Raw genomic sequence first — 16073 nt, 5'->3', positions numbered from 1 at the left:
TCCTATTTCAATTCGAAGCCGCCCGCGCTCTGCGCTGGCGGTGCCGTCGGCGCCGGGGTCGACATGGCCGCCGTCGTCGCCGCCGGCGGCGGCCCTTCCAGGCGCCCACCCAACATCAGTCCGGCACGCGACGGCTCGCCCACCTTGTCGGTCGGGAGCGTGTAGGCATTGCCGGACAGGGGCTTGACGAGGTGGGCGGTGATCACGAAGACCAGTTCCGTGCGGTCCTGTTGATAATCCGTGCTGCGGAACAGGGCGCCCAGCACGGGCAGTTCGCCCAGCACGGGCAACCCTTTCAGGTTGGCGACCAGATTGCTCTTGATCAGGCCGCCGATCGCGAAGCTCTGGCCGTCGTACAGCTGGACCGTGGTCGTGGCGCGGCGCGTCGTCACGACCGGCATGATGGCGGTACCGGAAAACCCGGTGGCCGACACGCCGATGCCTTCGCGCGACAATTCGGAGACTTCGGGCGCGACGCGCAGGTTGATGCGTCCGCCGCCCAGCACCGTCGGTGTGAAGCGCAGGCCGACGCCGAATTCCTTCTCTTCCAGAGTGACGCGGTTGTTGTCCTGCGCGACCGGAATATAGAACTTCCCGCCCACGAGGAACGTTCCCTCCTGACCGCTGATCGCCATCACGTTCGGCTCGGCCAGCACGCGCACGAAGCCGTCCTGCTTCTCGGCTGCACCGGCCACGCTGCGGCCGGTGCCTTTGGTCGCCTGGAACGACGCGTTGGCGGTGCCGCTGATGAAATTCGACAGCAGCGTGGCCCCCCAGCTGCCGGAACCGAAGCGCCAGGTGACGCCGGCTTCCAGGCGGTCGAGCAGGGTTTTCGACACTTCGGCGATCTTGACTTCCAGCTGGACCTGCTGCGGCGCACGCACGGACAGCATATTGACCACCCGCGCCGCGGCTGCCGCAGCACCGCCCTGGTTCTGGCTTTCCCGCTGATTCTGGCTGGCGGCGTCCTCCTTGTCGGGCACCGTCAGCCCGCGCAACGGTCGCCGTACATAAGCGGCCGCCAGTTCGACGGCGCGCGCCGCCGCGGTGGCATCGCTCACGGTTCCGGTCAACACGAGGGCATCGGCCGCGGCCAGCACCTTGATGTCATGCTCGTCCGGCAAGGCGGCGGCCAGCGTGGCCTGCACGGCCGACGGGTCCATGGCGACGGTGATGTCGAGCACGCTGCACAGGCCGCTTTTACCCTGGATGATCATATTCGTCGTACCGACGTCGACGCCCGCGATGTACAGCGTATCGGGCGCCACCATCAGGGCCTGCACGACGAGCGGATTGCCGACGCTGCGGTGCTGGACCGGCTCCGGCAGGCGCATCAGGCTGGACTTGCCGATCTGCAGCGCCAGCTGGGCCGGCCGCGCGGCCTCGCCCTTGCAGTTGGGGCCGACCTCGGCGCGCGGTGGCGCAGCCTCGGCCGGATTGTCCGCGGACTGGGCTTTCGATCTGGCGGCCGCGCCTGCGGGGCCAGAGGCCGCCAGCGCCAGGCCGGCGGCGAACAGGCAGCGAAGCATCGGTGATGGCGTCAAGCATCCGTTCATGGCTTTACCCTGAATGAAGTTCAGAAGCACTCCTGCGACGCGCGCAGGCCGTTGAGCACGCTGACGCAATCGCGTCGCACCGGGGCCGCCACCTTGACCACCACCGGCGCCGGACGTACCACCGGTGCCGGCTTGGGCGCGGGCTTGCGCGGTGCCGGCGGCGGCGCCTCGGGCAGCAGGGTCAGCTTGGTCGCGCCTTCGGTGCTCGCCGACTGCGGGTCGACCTGGTTGCGCAGGGCCAGCGACAGCGTGCCGACGCTGCGCGCCAGGTCGAGCTTTTCGGCCTGCTCCGGCGTCACTTCCAGCGTGACCGCATTGACGACCTTGGGTTTGGTCTCATCGCGGTTGACTTCCTGGGCGACGGCCAGCACGAGGATCCTTTCCAGCACGATCTTCGAGATGTTCTGCTGGCGGGCGTCGGCGCCGGGCGGCACGTCCTTCTGGGTACTGACGATGATGTCGACATAGTTGCCGGGCAGTGCGAAGCCCGCCACGCCGATCACGTCGTTCACGCGCACCGTGATCGCGCGCTTGCCTTCCGTGATCAGGGCCGACAATCCGCCGAGCGTACCGGCCGGCGCCAGCTTGGCTTCGCTGACCGGCTCGCCCATCAGCAGATTGGTCTTGAGGACGCGGCCACCCAGTTTCTGCGGATCCGTGAAGGCGCCTTTCGGCACGCTGTCGGCCGGCCACTCGGCCAGCTTGAACATCTCGGGCGTCAGGCGCTGGCCAAGGTTGACGTCGGTGGCGGCCACGAGGATGCGGCCGCTGCCCGGCTGCTTCAGCAACCAGCGCGATGCGAACACGACGGCCGCGAATCCGAACAGGATCGCGACAGCCATGACGAGGATGGCACGCTTGTTCTTCATGTCAGGCCTCCGTCGCGCAAGCGATGAACATGCTGCGCCAGGCCTGCTCGACCGCCGCGACGGTAAGGCGCGGTTCGGCCCCGGCGAACCCGGCGAAATCGGTGACCCGGTCGAGCAACTCGCCCGGATAGCAGGCCAGCAGCGCGCGTCCGGATTGCGGGTGCAGCCGCTCGACCAGGTGATCGACCGCGGCATCCTCGTAATCGATGCGGCGCAGCCGGCACTGGCGGCGCAACAGGGCGCGGTAGGCGTTCGGCGCCCACGCGCCGATGTCGGCCTTGTAGCCGATGCGGCGCAGCGCGGCGTCGTCGAACACGCCGCCCGGGGCCAGGTTGGTCGCAAACACCACGGCGGCGTCGAACGGCACCAGTTCGGCCTGGCCGCCCTGCAGCGACAGCTGGTCGCACCCGGCATCCAGCGGTCCGATGAAGCGGTTCAGCAGCTCGGCGGCGGCAATGCGCTGGCGGCCGACGTCGTCGAGCACCAGCATGCCGTTGTTCGCCTGCAGGTGCGGCGGCGCGTGGTACACGCCCTCTTCTGCGTCGAAGCGCAGGTCGAGCATGTCGCGTCCCAGTTCGGCGCCGACGTGGACGAGCGGGCGCTGGCACACGGTCCAGCGCGCATCGCAGCTGCGCCGTTCTTCCTGCTGGCGCGCAGTCGGCGGCGGCGCCACGTGCACGGCCGGATCGTACAGGCGGATCACCTGGCGCCCGACCATCAACGCATACGGTACGGCGATGGGACCGGGCAACAGGCGCCCGAGCTTGCGCGCCAGCGTCGTCTTGCCGCCGCCCGACGGTCCGTACAGCAGCAGCGAACGGCGCGCGTACAATGCCGCGCCCAGCACGTCGCGCGCGCCTGGCGTCAGGCCATCCTCGCCGAGCGCGCCCGCCAGTTGCGCGGGCGTGATGCGCTCGGCGTCCGCGTGGCGCAGCGCCTGGCGTTCGACCACGGCGCGATACGACGCCAGCGTGACGGGCGCCGGGCCGACATAGCGGCAACGCCCCAGGGCGTCGGCGGCGCCGCGCTGGCCAATCGCCGTCAGCTGGTATTGCATGTCGATGTCGGACTCGCCGCACCAGGCCACTTCCACCTGCTGTTCGGCGATCAGCGGATTGAGGATTTCGCGCAGCACGCTGATCGACAGCCGCAGCTTGCCGGCCAGATGCGTCAACGGCGTCTTGCCGCCGGTCTGGATCGCCTTGAGCACCAGGTCCGTCAAGAAGCGCGGTTCGAGACCGGTGTCGCGCACGGTCTTGGCCTGGCGCGGCAGCACCGGCGCGATCTCCGGACCGCCCGCTGGCGCCGCCTGTGCGGCGCGCGGCGGCGTCGCGGTACTGCCTGTCGATAGCGTTTCAAACATCGGAACCCCCTTGCCGTGCATGTTTTCCGAAACAGGTCAGAATCATTCTAACGACCGGTCTTTTGGCCACCCTTGAGCTTCGCCAAGAGCGGGCTCATCCATAATGAGTGACCAAAACCACGATCGTGCCAAACGCAATTGCCAGTCCGTAAGGCATGGAACCGACGCTCTGCGCGGGCGCCGTGTCAGATAATTTCGTGCCGGGAACGAAGATTCCGAACAACATGTGACCGATGTTGACGAGGGCCGCCTTCACCCGGCTGCGCAGCACCACGAGCAGCAACGCCATCACGCCGCCGGCGCACCACGTGAGGACGATGATCTGGAACGCGTCGGCCGGACCGGTGAAGAAGCCGACCACCGCCATCATCTTGACGTCGCCGGCGGCCATGCCGCGCACCAGGTAAAACGGCAGGAAGATGGCCAGGCCCAGCAGCATGCCGCCGAGCGCGGAGAGCAACGCGGCGCCCGGATCGACGGACAGCCCGTGCAGGACAAGCGCGCCGGCCAGGCCGACGAGCAGAAGACGGTTCGGGATACGCCGCGTCGCCAGATCGTTGATGGCGGCAATGCTGACCATGAGCAGCAGCAGCGCATCGAGGTATTGTTCGATTTGCATCACAGCCCCCCAAAAAAAGCCCTCCGGGCCCGGAAACCCGGAGGGCAGCTCCACTACATCACGCAGCCGGGGTGACCAGCTGGCTGGCGACGTAGTCGAATACCCCTTTCACCTTGCTGCCCACGGTTGTCGCCGAGGCCGCCATCGCCACGCCGATCAAGGCAGCGATCAGGCCATACTCGATGGCCGTCACACCGTTCTCGTCAGCAGCGAAGGCTTTGACTGCGGAGATGAAGTTGCTCATGACAAACTCCCATATGGTAGGTTAATAAGAACTGCTACTAGCCGGGGGCGCTGGTCAAGTCCCTTTCTTAGCTGGCTTGCCGCGTTCCGTGCCAGTAAGTTCACTATAAGTGTTGATGCCACGCGGCAACTTGACGACAGACAACTTTGCTGCGCGGAACTATTTTTTGTTCCATGGAATCGAAATCCCCCTCAATTGGGGCAGCACAGTGCGATTAAGCTTTGAGAAAATTCACTCAGGCTAAAAAAATTGCATTTGCATAATTGCTTAGAATACAAAAACGCTATATCCTGTTTCGCTTGCTCTTTGTGAAACACCTGATACCTGCGAACGCGACGGCGGCTGTGCCCAGCCTGCAGGTCGGTTGATTACATTGCTGAGAACGACATGGACTCGCTTCTGAAACACATGGTGGACATGACCGGCCACCGCGATCACGCGATGCTCGATATCTCCGTGATCTCGGCAGTGCAGGAGCTTGCTGGTGCGGCGCAGACGCGCATCTTGGCCATCACGACCGTCTCGGGACAGCAATATCTGCGCGCACGCGCCAGCATCGCGAAAGGTGGCGCGGCGCATCTGGAAGAAGGGATCGACGGCGCGCTGGGCGATCCGGTGGCCGCCCTCCCCGAACTGAAACGCTGCCTGGCCGAGCACCAGGCCAGCGCGGAAGCAATCGCCGCCGACGGCATGCGCGTACTGTGGCTGCCGATCTGGTTCGGCGACAAGGCCACGACCTGCCTGGAAATCCGCGACGACAAGGCGTTTTCGCACGACACCGTGTATGTGATCGGTGGCATCGTCGGCGTGTACCGGAATTTCCAGAACCTGCTCGACTACAGCGAGCGCGATTCCCTCACCGGCCTGCTCAACCGCAAGACCTTCGACGACCAGCTCGCGCGCATGCTGCAGCATTCCCACGACCAGGACCCGCGCCTGCCGGGCCTGCCCGAGCGGCGCCAGCACTACGGCGAAGAAAAACAGTGGCTGGCCGTCGTCGACGTCGACCACTTCAAGGCCGTGAACGACAAGTTCGGCCACCTGTACGGCGACGAAGTGCTGATCCTGATCGCGAACCTGCTGCAATCCTCGTTCCGCGCCCAAGACCGCGTGTTCCGCTTCGGCGGCGAGGAATTCGTCGTGCTGCTGCGCTCGACCACGCTGGACAATGCCTGGAAGATCATCGAGCGCTTCCGTACCAACGTCGAAAGCCATGACTTCCCGCAGGTGGGACGCGTGACGGTCAGCGTCGGCTTCGTCAGCATCAGCGCCTATGAATCGCCGGTGGTCACGCTGGGCCACGCCGACCAGGCGCTGTACTACGCGAAAAGCAACGGGCGCAACCGCGCCTGCCACTACGACGACCTCGTCGCGCACGGCCTGCTGCAGACCGTCGCCTCCAACGACACCGCCGAATTCTTTTGAACGCCGCCGGACGGCTCAGGCCGCGCCGGCTTACGCCACCGCCATGAAACGCAGCGGGTCGACCTGCCATTTTTCGGGCGATTCGTGGCGCACGATCTTGTCGCCGCCGCCGAAGCCCACGCCACGCGCCAGATCCACCGTCTGCGGCTTGATATAGGTCTGACTCTTGGTGCTGTAGAACACGTTGACCTTGGGCGTGAGCAAACTCGTTTCGTGCGGTTCGACGACCACGGCCAGACGGCCCGATTCCAGCAGGACGAGGGTCCCGACCGGATAGATGCCGACGCAACGCATGAACTCCTGGGTCAACGCCGGATTGAAATGGAATTTGCTCCACTCATACATCTTGCGCAGCGCCTCGGCCGCCGGCATGCCCTTGTGGTAGCAGCGGTCGGCCGTGATGGCGTCGTACACATCGACGATCGCGGCCATCTGCGCCAGTTCGCTGATGTCCAGTTCGCCCTGGCGGTCCGGATACCCCGTGCCGTCGCGGCGTTCGTGGTGGTGCAGCGTGATGTCGAGCGGGATGGCGCCGATTTCGGGCGAACGGCACAGGATGTCGTAGCCGTCCCTGGGGTGGCGGCGGACGATCTCGAATTCCGCGTCGGTCAGGCGTCCCGGCTTGTTCAGGATGTCGTCCGGGACCAGGGCCTTGCCGGTGTCGTGCAGCAGGCCGCCGATGCCGGCCTGGTAGGTGGCCTCCGCATCCATCGCGCGCGAACGGCAGAATGCGACCAGCAGCGTGCACACACTCACCGAATGCAGGAACGTATAGTCGTCCTTGTTCTTGATGACGGACAGGCCGAGCAATGCGGACGCATTGCGCAGGATCGACGCCGTGATGTTCTCCACCACCGGCGACACCTTGTCCATTTCCACCGCCTTGCCCAGGCGCGCATCCTGCATCACGGTCCTGACGAGCCCGGCCGCCTGGCGCCGGATCGCCATGGCACGGTCGAATTCCTCGGCCAGCGTCGTGCGCAGCGGCGCCACCGGCCGGGCCGCGATCGCGGCAAGCTCGGCCTCCGTCGCAGCGTCGGCTTCGGCGATCGTGGGGGCATCGGTCACGTCCAGCCCGCGTGCGCAGTCGATCGTCACACCGCGGATGCCCGCCGTCAGGATCTTGTGGATCTCGTCCTCGCTCGTGATGACGAAGCGGTTGCGGACGAACGGATGCTCCATCCAGCCGCAATCGAGATCGTGGATGAACATCCCTACGCGCAGCCGGGAAGAATCGACTTTCTTGAGCATGAAAGGGTCTAGGGGTGTGTTAATCTCGCCGCACTTTGGCAGCCCTCGGGCGACTCCGAGTATAACAACTTGATGACAAGATAGTTTCCATAAATAAACTTCTGGTTATTTTTTGTAGCCATAAAGATACAAGTATTTACATCATGGAACTTCGCCAGCTGCGCTATTTCGTCGCCATCGTGGACCACGGCTCGCTGTCGCGCGCGGCCCTGGTGCTGCATGTGGCGCAACCCGCGCTGACCCAGCAATTGCGCCAGCTGGAAGAAGAGCTGGGCGTGCAATTGCTGCACCGCTCGGCCCAGGGCGTGCTGAGCACCGACGCCGGCAAGCTGTTTTACGAACATGCCCTGGCCATCCTCAAGCAGGTCGCGGATGCGCAGGCGGCCGTCGTGCAATCGGCCGAGCGGCCGTCGGGCAGCGTCACGCTCGGCCTGCCGCACAGTATTTCGGACGCCCTCGCGCTGCCGCTGCTGACCGCCATCCGCCAGCGTTATCCGGAAATCACGCTGCAGCTGACCGAGGAAATCACCGGCAGCCTGGCTGAACAGTTGCGCGCCGGCCGCATCAACCTGGCCGTGCTGTTCGACGACGGCCAGCTCGGCGGCTTCGTCGCCACCCCGCTCGTCGAGGAAGAACTGCGCTTCGTCTGCCGCGCCGACGCACCCGCCGCCGCCGGACGCGACAGCCTGACCTTGCGCGCCGCCCTGGATACGACCCTGATCCTGCCGGGCCTGCAGCACGGCGTGCGGCCACGCATCGAAAGCACGGCACGGGCCGCAGGTCTGGCCACGCACGACGTCATCGAAATCAATTCGATCGCGATCCTGAAGTCGGCCATCCTGGCGGGCATGGGCGCCACCATCCTGCCGGTGGCGCCGGTCCAGGCCGAGCTCGAACGCGGCGCCATGCGGGCCCTCGCCATCCGCGATCCGGCCATCGCGCGCACCGTTGTCCTCTGCACCTCGCGCAATATCCCGCTCACCAATGCGGCGGCCGCCGTCAGCCGCCTCGTCGTCCAGGTGGCGCACGGGCTGTGCGCCGAGGGTCTCTGGGTCGGCGCGCGTTCCCTCGACGGCTGATCCGGGCGCGGCCGGGCTGGGCCATCATTTTTTCTTATGGCTCCATCCCCAATCCGTATTTCCGTATACGTCAACTTGTCTCTACACTTGCTGTAACAGCCGCCAAAGCGGCATCCGGGCCCGATCCGGCCAGCGCCTACCCGGCGCACCACCGGCACGGGTCCATCTGAAAACACAAAGTTTGGAGACTCCATGCCTGACACCGTCCTGGGCCAGGGCGCATCCGCGTCCATGCCTGCCGCGCCCGCCGTTCCCGTTCCCCTCAAAGACGTCAGCCTCGACGACAAGTACACCGCCACCTCCGGCAAGATCTTCCTGTCCGGCATCCAGGCCCTCGTGCGCCTGCCGATGATCCAGAAGCTGCGCGACGAACAGGCGGGCCTGAACACGGCCGGCTTCGTGTCGGGCTACCGCGGTTCGCCGCTGGGCGGCCTGGACGAGAACCTGTGGAAGGCCAAGGGCCACCTGGAAGCGAAGCGCATCCAGTTCGTGCCGGGTGTGAACGAGGATCTCGCGGCGACCGCCGTCTGGGGCACGCAGACCGTGGACCTGATCGGTCCCGCCAGGTACGACGGCGTGTTCGCGATGTGGTACGCGAAGGGTCCGGGCGTGGACCGCTGCGGCGACGTCTTCAAGCACATGAACCACGCCGGCACGGCGAAGAACGGCGGCGTGCTCCTCATCGCGGGCGACGATCACGGCGCGTATTCGTCGACCCTGCCGCACCAGTCCGACCACATCTTCGCCGCCTGCATGATCCCCGTGCTGTACCCGTCGAACGTGCAGGAATACCTGGACCTGGGCGTGCACGGCTGGGCGATGTCGCGCTTTTCCGGCCTGGCCGTCGCGTTCAAGGCGCTGGCCGACACGGTGGAGTCGAGCGCGTCGGTCGACGCCGATCCGTTCCGCGTCGAGGTGAAAATTCCGCAGGACTTCGCGATGCCGGAAGGCGGCCTGAATACGCGGCTCTCGTCCATCCCGCTGGGCCAGCAGGCGCGCAATCAGGAAGCCCTGATGCAGGACTACAAAATCTACGCGGCCCTCGCGTACGCGCGTGAAAACAAGCTGAATCGCACGACGATCGACAGCGCGGATGCGAAGCTCGGCATCATCGCGTCGGGTAAATCGTACGTGGACGTGCTGGAAGCGCTGGAAGAACTGGGCATCGACGAAGCGATGGCCGCCGAGGTCGGCCTGCGCCTGTTCAAGGTGACGATGATCTGGCCGCTGGAACCGGAAGGCGTGCGCGAATTCGCCCAGGGCCTGGACGAGATCCTCGTGGTCGAAGAGAAGCGCCAGGTCGTCGAATACCAGCTCAAGGAACAACTGTACAACTGGCGCGACGACGTGCGCCCGCGCGTGATCGGCAAGTTCGACGAAAAGGGCGAGTGGGTCGCGCCGCGCGGCGAATGGCTGCTGCCGCCCAAGGCCGACTTTTCCGTCGCCCAGGTGGCGCGCGTGATCGCCGGCCGCATCACCCGTTTGAATCTCGATGACCGCACGCGCGACCTGATCAAGGCGAGATTGGCCTTCCTGGAAGCGAAGGATGCCGTGCTGATGAAAGCCGTGACGACGCCGTTCCGTCCCGCATTCTATTGCTCCGGATGCCCGCACAACACGTCGACCAAGGTCCCGGACGGCTCGTTCGCGCTGGCCGGCATCGGTTGCCACGTGATGGCCACGTCGATCTACCCGGAGATGAACAAGCTGACGACGCATATGGGCGGCGAAGGCGCTCCGTGGATCGGCCAGGCCGCGTTCTCCGACGTGCCGCACGTGTTCCAGAACCTGGGCGACGGCACCTATTTCCACTCCGGCTACCTGGCCGTGCGCGCCGCCATCGCGGCCAAGGTCAACATCACCTATAAAATCCTGTACAACGACGCCGTCGCGATGACGGGCGGCCAGCCGGTCGACGGCACGACGTCCGTGCCGCTGATCGCGCGCCAGATGGCGGCCGAGGGCGTCAAGCGCATCGCGCTCGTCACGGAAGATCTGTCGCGTTATGAGGATCGCTCGGCGCTGCCGGCCGAAGTCACGCTGTACGACCGCAGCAAGATGGACGACGTGCAGCGCGAACTGCGCGAGATCCCGGGCGTGACGGTCCTGATCTACGACCAGACTTGCGCGGCCGAGAAGCGCCGCCGCCGTAAAAAGGGAGAGTTCCCCGACGTGGCGAAGCGCATGGTGATCAACGAAGCCGTGTGCGAAGGCTGCGGTGATTGCGGCGTCCAGTCGAACTGCGTCTCGATCCTGCCGAAGGAAACGGAATTCGGCCGCAAGCGCGCCATCGACCAGTCGGCGTGCAACAAGGATTATTCGTGCGCGAAGGGCTTCTGCCCGAGCTTCGCCACCGTCGAAGGCGGCACGCTCAAGAAGAACAAGGCCGGCGCCAGCAAGAAGGACGGCGACGATGGCTGGGGTCCGCTGCCGACGCCTGCGCTGCCCTCGATCGCGGCGCCGTACAACATCCTGATCAACGGCATCGGCGGCACGGGCGTCATCACCGTCGGCGCGCTGATGGGCATGGCGGCCCACCTCGAGGGTAAAGGCGCGTCCGTGCTGGACATGACGGGCATGAGCCAGAAGAACGGCTCCGTCACGTCGCACGTCAAGATCGCCGCAACGCCGGAACGCCTGCGCGCCCAGCGCATCGCCACCGGCGAGGCGGACCTCGTGCTGGGCTGCGACATGCTGACGGCCGGCGCGGCCGACGCCATCTCGAAGATGCGTCCGGGCCGCACGATGGTCATCGTGAACCTGCACGAGCAGCCGACCGGCACCTTCGCGCAACAGAGAGACTGGGAATTCCCGGCCGACCAGGTCCGTTCGCTGATCGTGGAAGCCGTCGGCGGCGAAGCGGGCGCCGACTTCCTCGACGCGACGAAGCTGGCGACTGCGCTGATGGGCGATTCGATCGCCGCCAACCTGTTCATGCTGGGCTACGCATGGCAGAAGGGCCTCGTGCCGCTGTCGGAAGCGTCCCTGCTGCGCGCCATCGAATTGAATGGCGTGGCCGTCGCGTCGAACCAGCGCAGCTTCCTGTGGGGCCGCCGCGCCGCCGTCGACTTCGAGCGCGTCGAACGCACGGCGATGCCGGCGCAACCCGTTCTGATCCAGATGCCGCAGAGCCTCGACTCGGTCGTCAAGAAGCGCGTCGAGTTCCTGACCGGTTACCAGGATGCGGCGTACGCGACGCAATACGAGACGCTGGTCGCGCGCGTGCGCGAACGCGAGGCGGCGCTCAAGCTGGGCACCAGGCTGTCGATGGCCGTGGCGAAGTCGTATGCCAAGCTGCTGGCCTACAAGGACGAGTACGAAGTCGCGCGCCTGTACACGGACGGCCGCTTCGTCGAACAGCTGCAAGGCCAGTTCGACGGAAAGTTCAGCGTGAAATTCAACCTGGCGCCGCCGCTGTTCGCGAAGAAGGACGCCAAGGGCCACCTTGTGAAAGCCGAATTCGGGTCGTGGATGTGGAACGCGTTCAAGCTGCTGGCCAGGCTGAAAGGCCTGCGCGGCACGGCGTTCGACGTGTTCGGCTACACGGCCGAGCGCAAGATGGAGCGCGCCCTGATCAAGGAATACCGTGACATGATCGAAGCGCTGCTGCCGTCGCTGGATGCGGCGAACCACGCCGTCGCCGTCGAGCTAGCGGCGCTGCCGGAGCAGATCCGCGGCTTCGGTCACGTCAAGGAGCAGGCCGTGGCCGAGTATCGCGTGCGCAGGCAGGAACTGCTGTCCGGCGCCGTGAAGAAACGCGCGGCCTGATTTACGCCGGCTGAACGCGTGGGCGGAGGCCGCCCACCCTACGTAGGGTGGGCACCCCGTGCCCACGCGGAGCACATCAATGCGCCATTCTTGACGTTTACGTTAACGTCATATACCGTACAAAGAACCAAAAGTTCGCTTCCGTTTTCCAGGGAACACCATGAACGACATCACGTCCGCCGCCAAGCTCGACCTGCCGGAACACGCCAAACTGTCCAACAAAGTCCGCTTCGTCACCGCCGCCTCGCTGTTCGACGGCCACGACGCCTCGATCAACATCATGCGCCGCATCCTGCAGACGAATGGCGCCGAAGTCGTACACCTGGGCCATAACCGCTCGGTCGACGACGTCGTCACCGCGGCGCTCGCCGAGGACGTGCAGGGCATCGCCATCTCCAGCTACCAGGGCGGCCACGTCGAATATTTCAAATACATGATCGACCTGCTGCGCCAGCGCGGCGGCGCCCACATCAAGGTGTTCGGCGGCGGCGGCGGCGTCATCGTCCCGCACGAGATCGAAGAGCTGCATGCCTATGGCGTCACGCGCATCTTTTCGCCGGAAGACGGCCAGCGCATGGGCCTCGTCGGCATGATCCGGGCTATGCTGGAAGCCTGCGACGTCGACCTGTCGCCCTATGCGCCGACCACGCTCGAGCCGCTGCAGACGGGATCGATCGAGCAGCGACACCGCCCCCTCGCGCAGCTGATCACGGCGCTGGAAAACGGTAAAGCCAGCGCCGAGCTGCGCAAGCGCATCATGGACACGGCCGAAGGCCTGCAAGTGCCCGTGCTGGGCATCACGGGCACGGGCGGCGCGGGTAAATCGTCGCTGACGGATGAACTCATTCGCCGCATCCGCCTCGACCAGGGCGACCGCCTGAACATCGCCGTGATTTCGATCGACCCGTCGCGCCGCAAATCCGGCGGCGCCTTGCTGGGCGACCGCATCCGCATGAATGCGATCAACCCGTGGAACAAGGATGGGGAAATGCGGGCCCGCGTGTTCATGCGTTCGCTCGCCACGCGCGAAGCGGGTTCGGAGATTTCGCAGGCGCTGCCTGGCGTGATCGCCGCGTGCAAGGTCGCGGGCTTCGATCTCGTCATCGTCGAGACGTCGGGCATCGGCCAGGGCGATGCCGCCATCGTGCCGCACGTGGACGTGTCGATGTACGTGATGACGCCGGAATTCGGCGCCGCATCGCAGCTCGAAAAGATCGACATGCTGGACTTCGCCGACTTCATCGCCATCAACAAGTTCGACCGCAAGGGCGCCCAGGACGCGCTGCGCGACGTGGCCAAGCAGGTCCAGCGCAACAAGGAATCGTGGAGCAAGTCGCCGGACGAGATGCCCGTCTACGGCACGCAGGCGTCACGCTTCAACGACGACGGCGTAACGGCCTTGTACCTCGGCCTGTTGCCGGCGCTGGCCGGCTTCGGCCTGAAAACCGAAGCATCCAGGCTGCCCCGGCCCGCCACCAAATACTCGAGCGGCAAGAACGTGATCGTGCCGCCCGCGCGCACGCGCTACCTGGCCGAGATCGCGGACAGCGTACGCGGCTACCACCGCAACGTCGGCCGCCAGGTGAAACTCGCGCGCGAACGCCAGCAGCTCACGGAAACGAAGCGCATGCTGGCCGCCGCCAACCGTGAAGTGGTCCTCGACGACCTGATCACGGAACGCGACGACGCGATGGACGGCGAAGCGAAAAGACTGCTCGCGTCCTGGCCGCAGCTGCAGGAGACCTATGCCGGCGACGAGCACGTCGTCAAGATCCGCGACAAGGAAATCCGCACGAATCTCACCTACACCACCCTGTCCGGCAACAAGGTGCGCAAGGTCGCCCTGCCCCGCTTCGAGGACCACGGCGAGATCCTGCGCTTCCTGATGCTGGAAAACGTGCCGGGTGCCTTCCCGTACACGGCCGGCGTGTTCCCGTTCAAACGCGAGGGCGAGGACCCGACCCGCATGTTCGCCGGCGAAGGCGACGCGTTCCGCACCAACCGCCGTTTCAAGCTGGTCTCGCAAGGGATGGACGCGAAGCGCCTGTCGACCGCGTTCGACTCCGTCACCCTGTACGGCGCCGACCCGGCGCTGCGGCCGGACATCTACGGCAAGGTCGGCAACTCCGGCGTGTCGATCGCGACGCTGGACGACATGAAAGTGCTGTACGACGGGTTTGATTTGTGCAGCCCTTCCACGTCCGTGTCGATGACGATCAACGGCCCGGCGCCGACCATCCTCGCGATGTTCATGAACACCGCGATCGACCAGCAGATGGACCGGTTCGAGCGCGAGAATGGACGTCGCCCCGCGGCCGAAGAAGCGGACAAGATCCGCGCCTGGGTGCTCGCGAACGTGCGCGGCACCGTCCAGGCGGACATCCTCAAGGAAGACCAGGGCCAGAACACCTGCATCTTCTCGACGGAGTTCTCGCTGAAGGTGATGGGCGACATCCAGGAATACTTCGTCCAGAACCAGGTGCGCAATTTTTATTCCGTGTCGATCTCCGGCTACCACATCGCGGAAGCGGGCGCGAACCCGATCTCGCAGCTGGCCTTTACGCTGTCGAACGGTTTCACCTTTGTCGAAGCCTATCTCGCACGCGGCATGCACATCGACGACTTCGCGCCGAACCTGTCATTCTTCTTCTCGAACGGGATGGACCCGGAATACACGGTGCTGGGCCGCGTGGCGCGCCGCATCTGGGCCGTCGCGATGCGCGACAAGTACGGCGCCAACGACCGCTCGCAAAAACTGAAATACCACATCCAGACGTCCGGCCGCTCGCTGCACGCGCAGGAAATCGACTTCAACGACATCCGCACGACCTTGCAGGCGCTGATCGCGATCTACGACAACTGCAACTCGCTGCACACGAATGCGTACGACGAGGCGATCACGACCCCGACCGACGAGTCCGTGCGCCGCGCGCTGGCCATCCAATTGATCATCAACCGCGAATGGGGCCTGGCCAAGAACGAGAATCCGAACCAGGGCTCGTTCATCCTCGAGGAATTGACCGACCTCGTCGAGGAAGCCGTGCTGCAGGAATTCGAACGCATCGCCGAACGCGGCGGCGTGCTGGGTGCGATGGAGACGGGCTACCAGCGCGGCAAGATCCAGGAAGAGTCGATGCTGTACGAACACCGCAAGCACGATGGCTCGCTGCCCATCGTCGGCGTCAATACGTTCCGCAATCCCAAGGGCGCCCAGGCGCCGGCGACGATCGAACTGGCGCGCTCCACGGACGACGAAAAGCAGTCGCAGCTCTCCCGCCTGCAAGACTTCCACCAGCGCCACGCGGACGCGGCACCGGCTGCCCTTGCTGCGCTGCAGCAAGCCGCCATCGACAACGAGAACGTGTTTGCACGCCTGATGGATGCCGTGCGCGTGTGTTCCTTGGGGCAGATCACGACGGCGCTGTTCGAGGTCGGCGGACAATATCGTCGCAATATGTGAGCCCCCGGTAGAATGGTTCCGGGACCACCACGGAGCCATTCATGCCGATCCAGCCGCAACAACTCGCCGCCCTCATGCGCGAAGTCGAACAGGAAGATCCGATCGACTTCGCGGACCTGCCCTTCCCCGACGACGACCTGCGCCAGCTGGTCGCCAGCCACCTGTGCGAGATGGCTGCCTCGATGGAAAATTTCAGTACCGAAGACCGCCTGATGACGCTGCTGGCCGTGTCAGCCAAGCTCGTGCTCGAGAATCTGGTATTGCACGTGCAATTGTTACGTCGCCATGGCTTGCCCGTCGGGGACAATGTCGAAGCCCTGCTGAGCCGCCTGCGCAAGGGCGGCAGTGGCCCGGAGAAGTAAGATGAGCGTCATATCGACGAGATATCGCGTCAAAAGGGAGCGACTTCTACCACTTTGATGGGGGGATTTGCAACAAG

11 protein-coding genes are annotated in these 16073 nt (G+C 65.4%); 5 read left to right on the top strand and 6 right to left on the bottom strand.

What is annotated here, in order from left to right; genetic code table 11:
• Window positions 1–2 precede the first annotated feature (2 nt).
• From ACEN9Q_RS26710 to ACEN9Q_RS26690, 5 genes are all read right to left on the bottom strand, one after another.
• Entirely contained in the window at window positions 3–1529 is a 1527-nt protein-coding gene (locus ACEN9Q_RS26710) for a type II and III secretion system protein family protein (protein WP_056444973.1), read from the bottom strand.
• A 47-nt stretch (window positions 1530–1576) separates the two neighbouring features.
• Entirely contained in the window at window positions 1577–2425 is an 849-nt protein-coding gene (gene cpaB, locus ACEN9Q_RS26705) for a Flp pilus assembly protein CpaB (RefSeq protein ID WP_056444976.1), read from the bottom strand.
• A gap of 1 nt (window position 2426) precedes the next feature.
• The gene (locus tag ACEN9Q_RS26700) at window positions 2427–3788 is read right to left on the bottom strand and encodes a DUF8689 domain-containing protein (protein WP_056444978.1); all 1362 of its coding nucleotides are present in this window, start codon (window positions 3786–3788) and stop codon (window positions 2427–2429) included.
• Between the two features lie 94 nt (window positions 3789–3882).
• A complete protein-coding gene (locus tag ACEN9Q_RS26695; RefSeq protein WP_056444984.1) occupies window positions 3883–4407 on the bottom strand; it encodes an A24 family peptidase in 525 nt (174 codons plus the stop codon).
• Between the two features lie 58 nt (window positions 4408–4465).
• Window positions 4466–4651 carry a Flp family type IVb pilin gene (locus ACEN9Q_RS26690; RefSeq protein WP_056444987.1) on the bottom strand — a complete coding sequence of 62 codons (186 nt, stop codon included), beginning with the start codon at window positions 4649–4651 and terminating at the stop codon, window positions 4466–4468.
• Between the two features lie 387 nt (window positions 4652–5038).
• Here ACEN9Q_RS26690 and ACEN9Q_RS26685 point away from each other — a divergent pair, with 387 nt between their 5' ends.
• On the top strand, window positions 5039–6076 hold the full coding sequence (locus ACEN9Q_RS26685) for a GGDEF domain-containing protein (RefSeq protein WP_495626622.1): 1038 nt from the start codon (window positions 5039–5041) through the stop codon (window positions 6074–6076).
• Window positions 6077–6106: 30 nt separating this feature from the next.
• On the opposite strand, the gene ACEN9Q_RS26680 is transcribed toward ACEN9Q_RS26685, so the two are convergent.
• Window positions 6107–7327, bottom strand: coding sequence for an HD-GYP domain-containing protein (locus tag ACEN9Q_RS26680; protein WP_495626621.1), 1221 nt, complete (start codon window positions 7325–7327; stop codon window positions 6107–6109).
• Between the two features lie 143 nt (window positions 7328–7470).
• Between ACEN9Q_RS26680 and ACEN9Q_RS26675 the strand changes: the two genes are divergently transcribed.
• The 4 genes from ACEN9Q_RS26675 to ACEN9Q_RS26660 all read left to right on the top strand — a co-directional run bounded on the left by ACEN9Q_RS26675 (window position 7471) and on the right by ACEN9Q_RS26660 (window position 15996).
• The gene (locus tag ACEN9Q_RS26675) at window positions 7471–8406 is read left to right on the top strand and encodes a LysR substrate-binding domain-containing protein (RefSeq protein ID WP_495626620.1); all 936 of its coding nucleotides are present in this window, start codon (window positions 7471–7473) and stop codon (window positions 8404–8406) included.
• A 192-nt stretch (window positions 8407–8598) separates the two neighbouring features.
• Window positions 8599–12174 (top strand): indolepyruvate ferredoxin oxidoreductase family protein, encoded by a 3576-nt coding sequence (locus ACEN9Q_RS26670; RefSeq protein WP_495626619.1) that lies wholly within the window; start codon window positions 8599–8601, stop codon window positions 12172–12174.
• Between the two features lie 160 nt (window positions 12175–12334).
• On the top strand, window positions 12335–15634 hold the full coding sequence (gene icmF / locus ACEN9Q_RS26665) for a fused isobutyryl-CoA mutase/GTPase IcmF (RefSeq protein WP_495626618.1): 3300 nt from the start codon (window positions 12335–12337) through the stop codon (window positions 15632–15634).
• 41 nt (window positions 15635–15675) lie between these two features.
• On the top strand, window positions 15676–15996 hold the full coding sequence (locus ACEN9Q_RS26660) for a hypothetical protein (RefSeq protein ID WP_056445012.1): 321 nt from the start codon (window positions 15676–15678) through the stop codon (window positions 15994–15996).
• Window positions 15997–16073: the final 77 nt, after the last annotated feature.

The organism is Massilia sp. Masssp93, assembly GCF_059491295.1.
This window is presented reverse-complemented; position numbering and strand designations above follow the sequence as displayed.

What these genes read in the sequence shown, in the direction of transcription:
- ACEN9Q_RS26710 (WP_056444973.1), bottom strand. Translation starts at nt 1,529, where the DNA reads ATGCTTCGCTGCCTGTTCGCCGCCGGCCTGGCGCTGGCGGCCTCTGGC.
- cpaB (WP_056444976.1), bottom strand. Translation starts at nt 2,425, where the DNA reads ATGAAGAACAAGCGTGCCATCCTCGTCATGGCTGTCGCGATCCTGTTC.
- ACEN9Q_RS26700 (WP_056444978.1), bottom strand. Translation starts at nt 3,788, where the DNA reads ATGTTTGAAACGCTATCGACAGGCAGTACCGCGACGCCGCCGCGCGCC.
- ACEN9Q_RS26695 (WP_056444984.1), bottom strand. Translation starts at nt 4,407, where the DNA reads ATGCAAATCGAACAATACCTCGATGCGCTGCTGCTGCTCATGGTCAGC.
- ACEN9Q_RS26690 (WP_056444987.1), bottom strand. Translation starts at nt 4,651, where the DNA reads ATGAGCAACTTCATCTCCGCAGTCAAAGCCTTCGCTGCTGACGAGAAC.
- ACEN9Q_RS26685 (WP_495626622.1), top strand. Translation starts at nt 5,039, where the DNA reads ATGGACTCGCTTCTGAAACACATGGTGGACATGACCGGCCACCGCGAT.
- ACEN9Q_RS26680 (WP_495626621.1), bottom strand. Translation starts at nt 7,327, where the DNA reads ATGCTCAAGAAAGTCGATTCTTCCCGGCTGCGCGTAGGGATGTTCATC.
- ACEN9Q_RS26675 (WP_495626620.1), top strand. Translation starts at nt 7,471, where the DNA reads ATGGAACTTCGCCAGCTGCGCTATTTCGTCGCCATCGTGGACCACGGC.
- ACEN9Q_RS26670 (WP_495626619.1), top strand. Translation starts at nt 8,599, where the DNA reads ATGCCTGACACCGTCCTGGGCCAGGGCGCATCCGCGTCCATGCCTGCC.
- icmF (WP_495626618.1), top strand. Translation starts at nt 12,335, where the DNA reads ATGAACGACATCACGTCCGCCGCCAAGCTCGACCTGCCGGAACACGCC.
- ACEN9Q_RS26660 (WP_056445012.1), top strand. Translation starts at nt 15,676, where the DNA reads ATGCCGATCCAGCCGCAACAACTCGCCGCCCTCATGCGCGAAGTCGAA.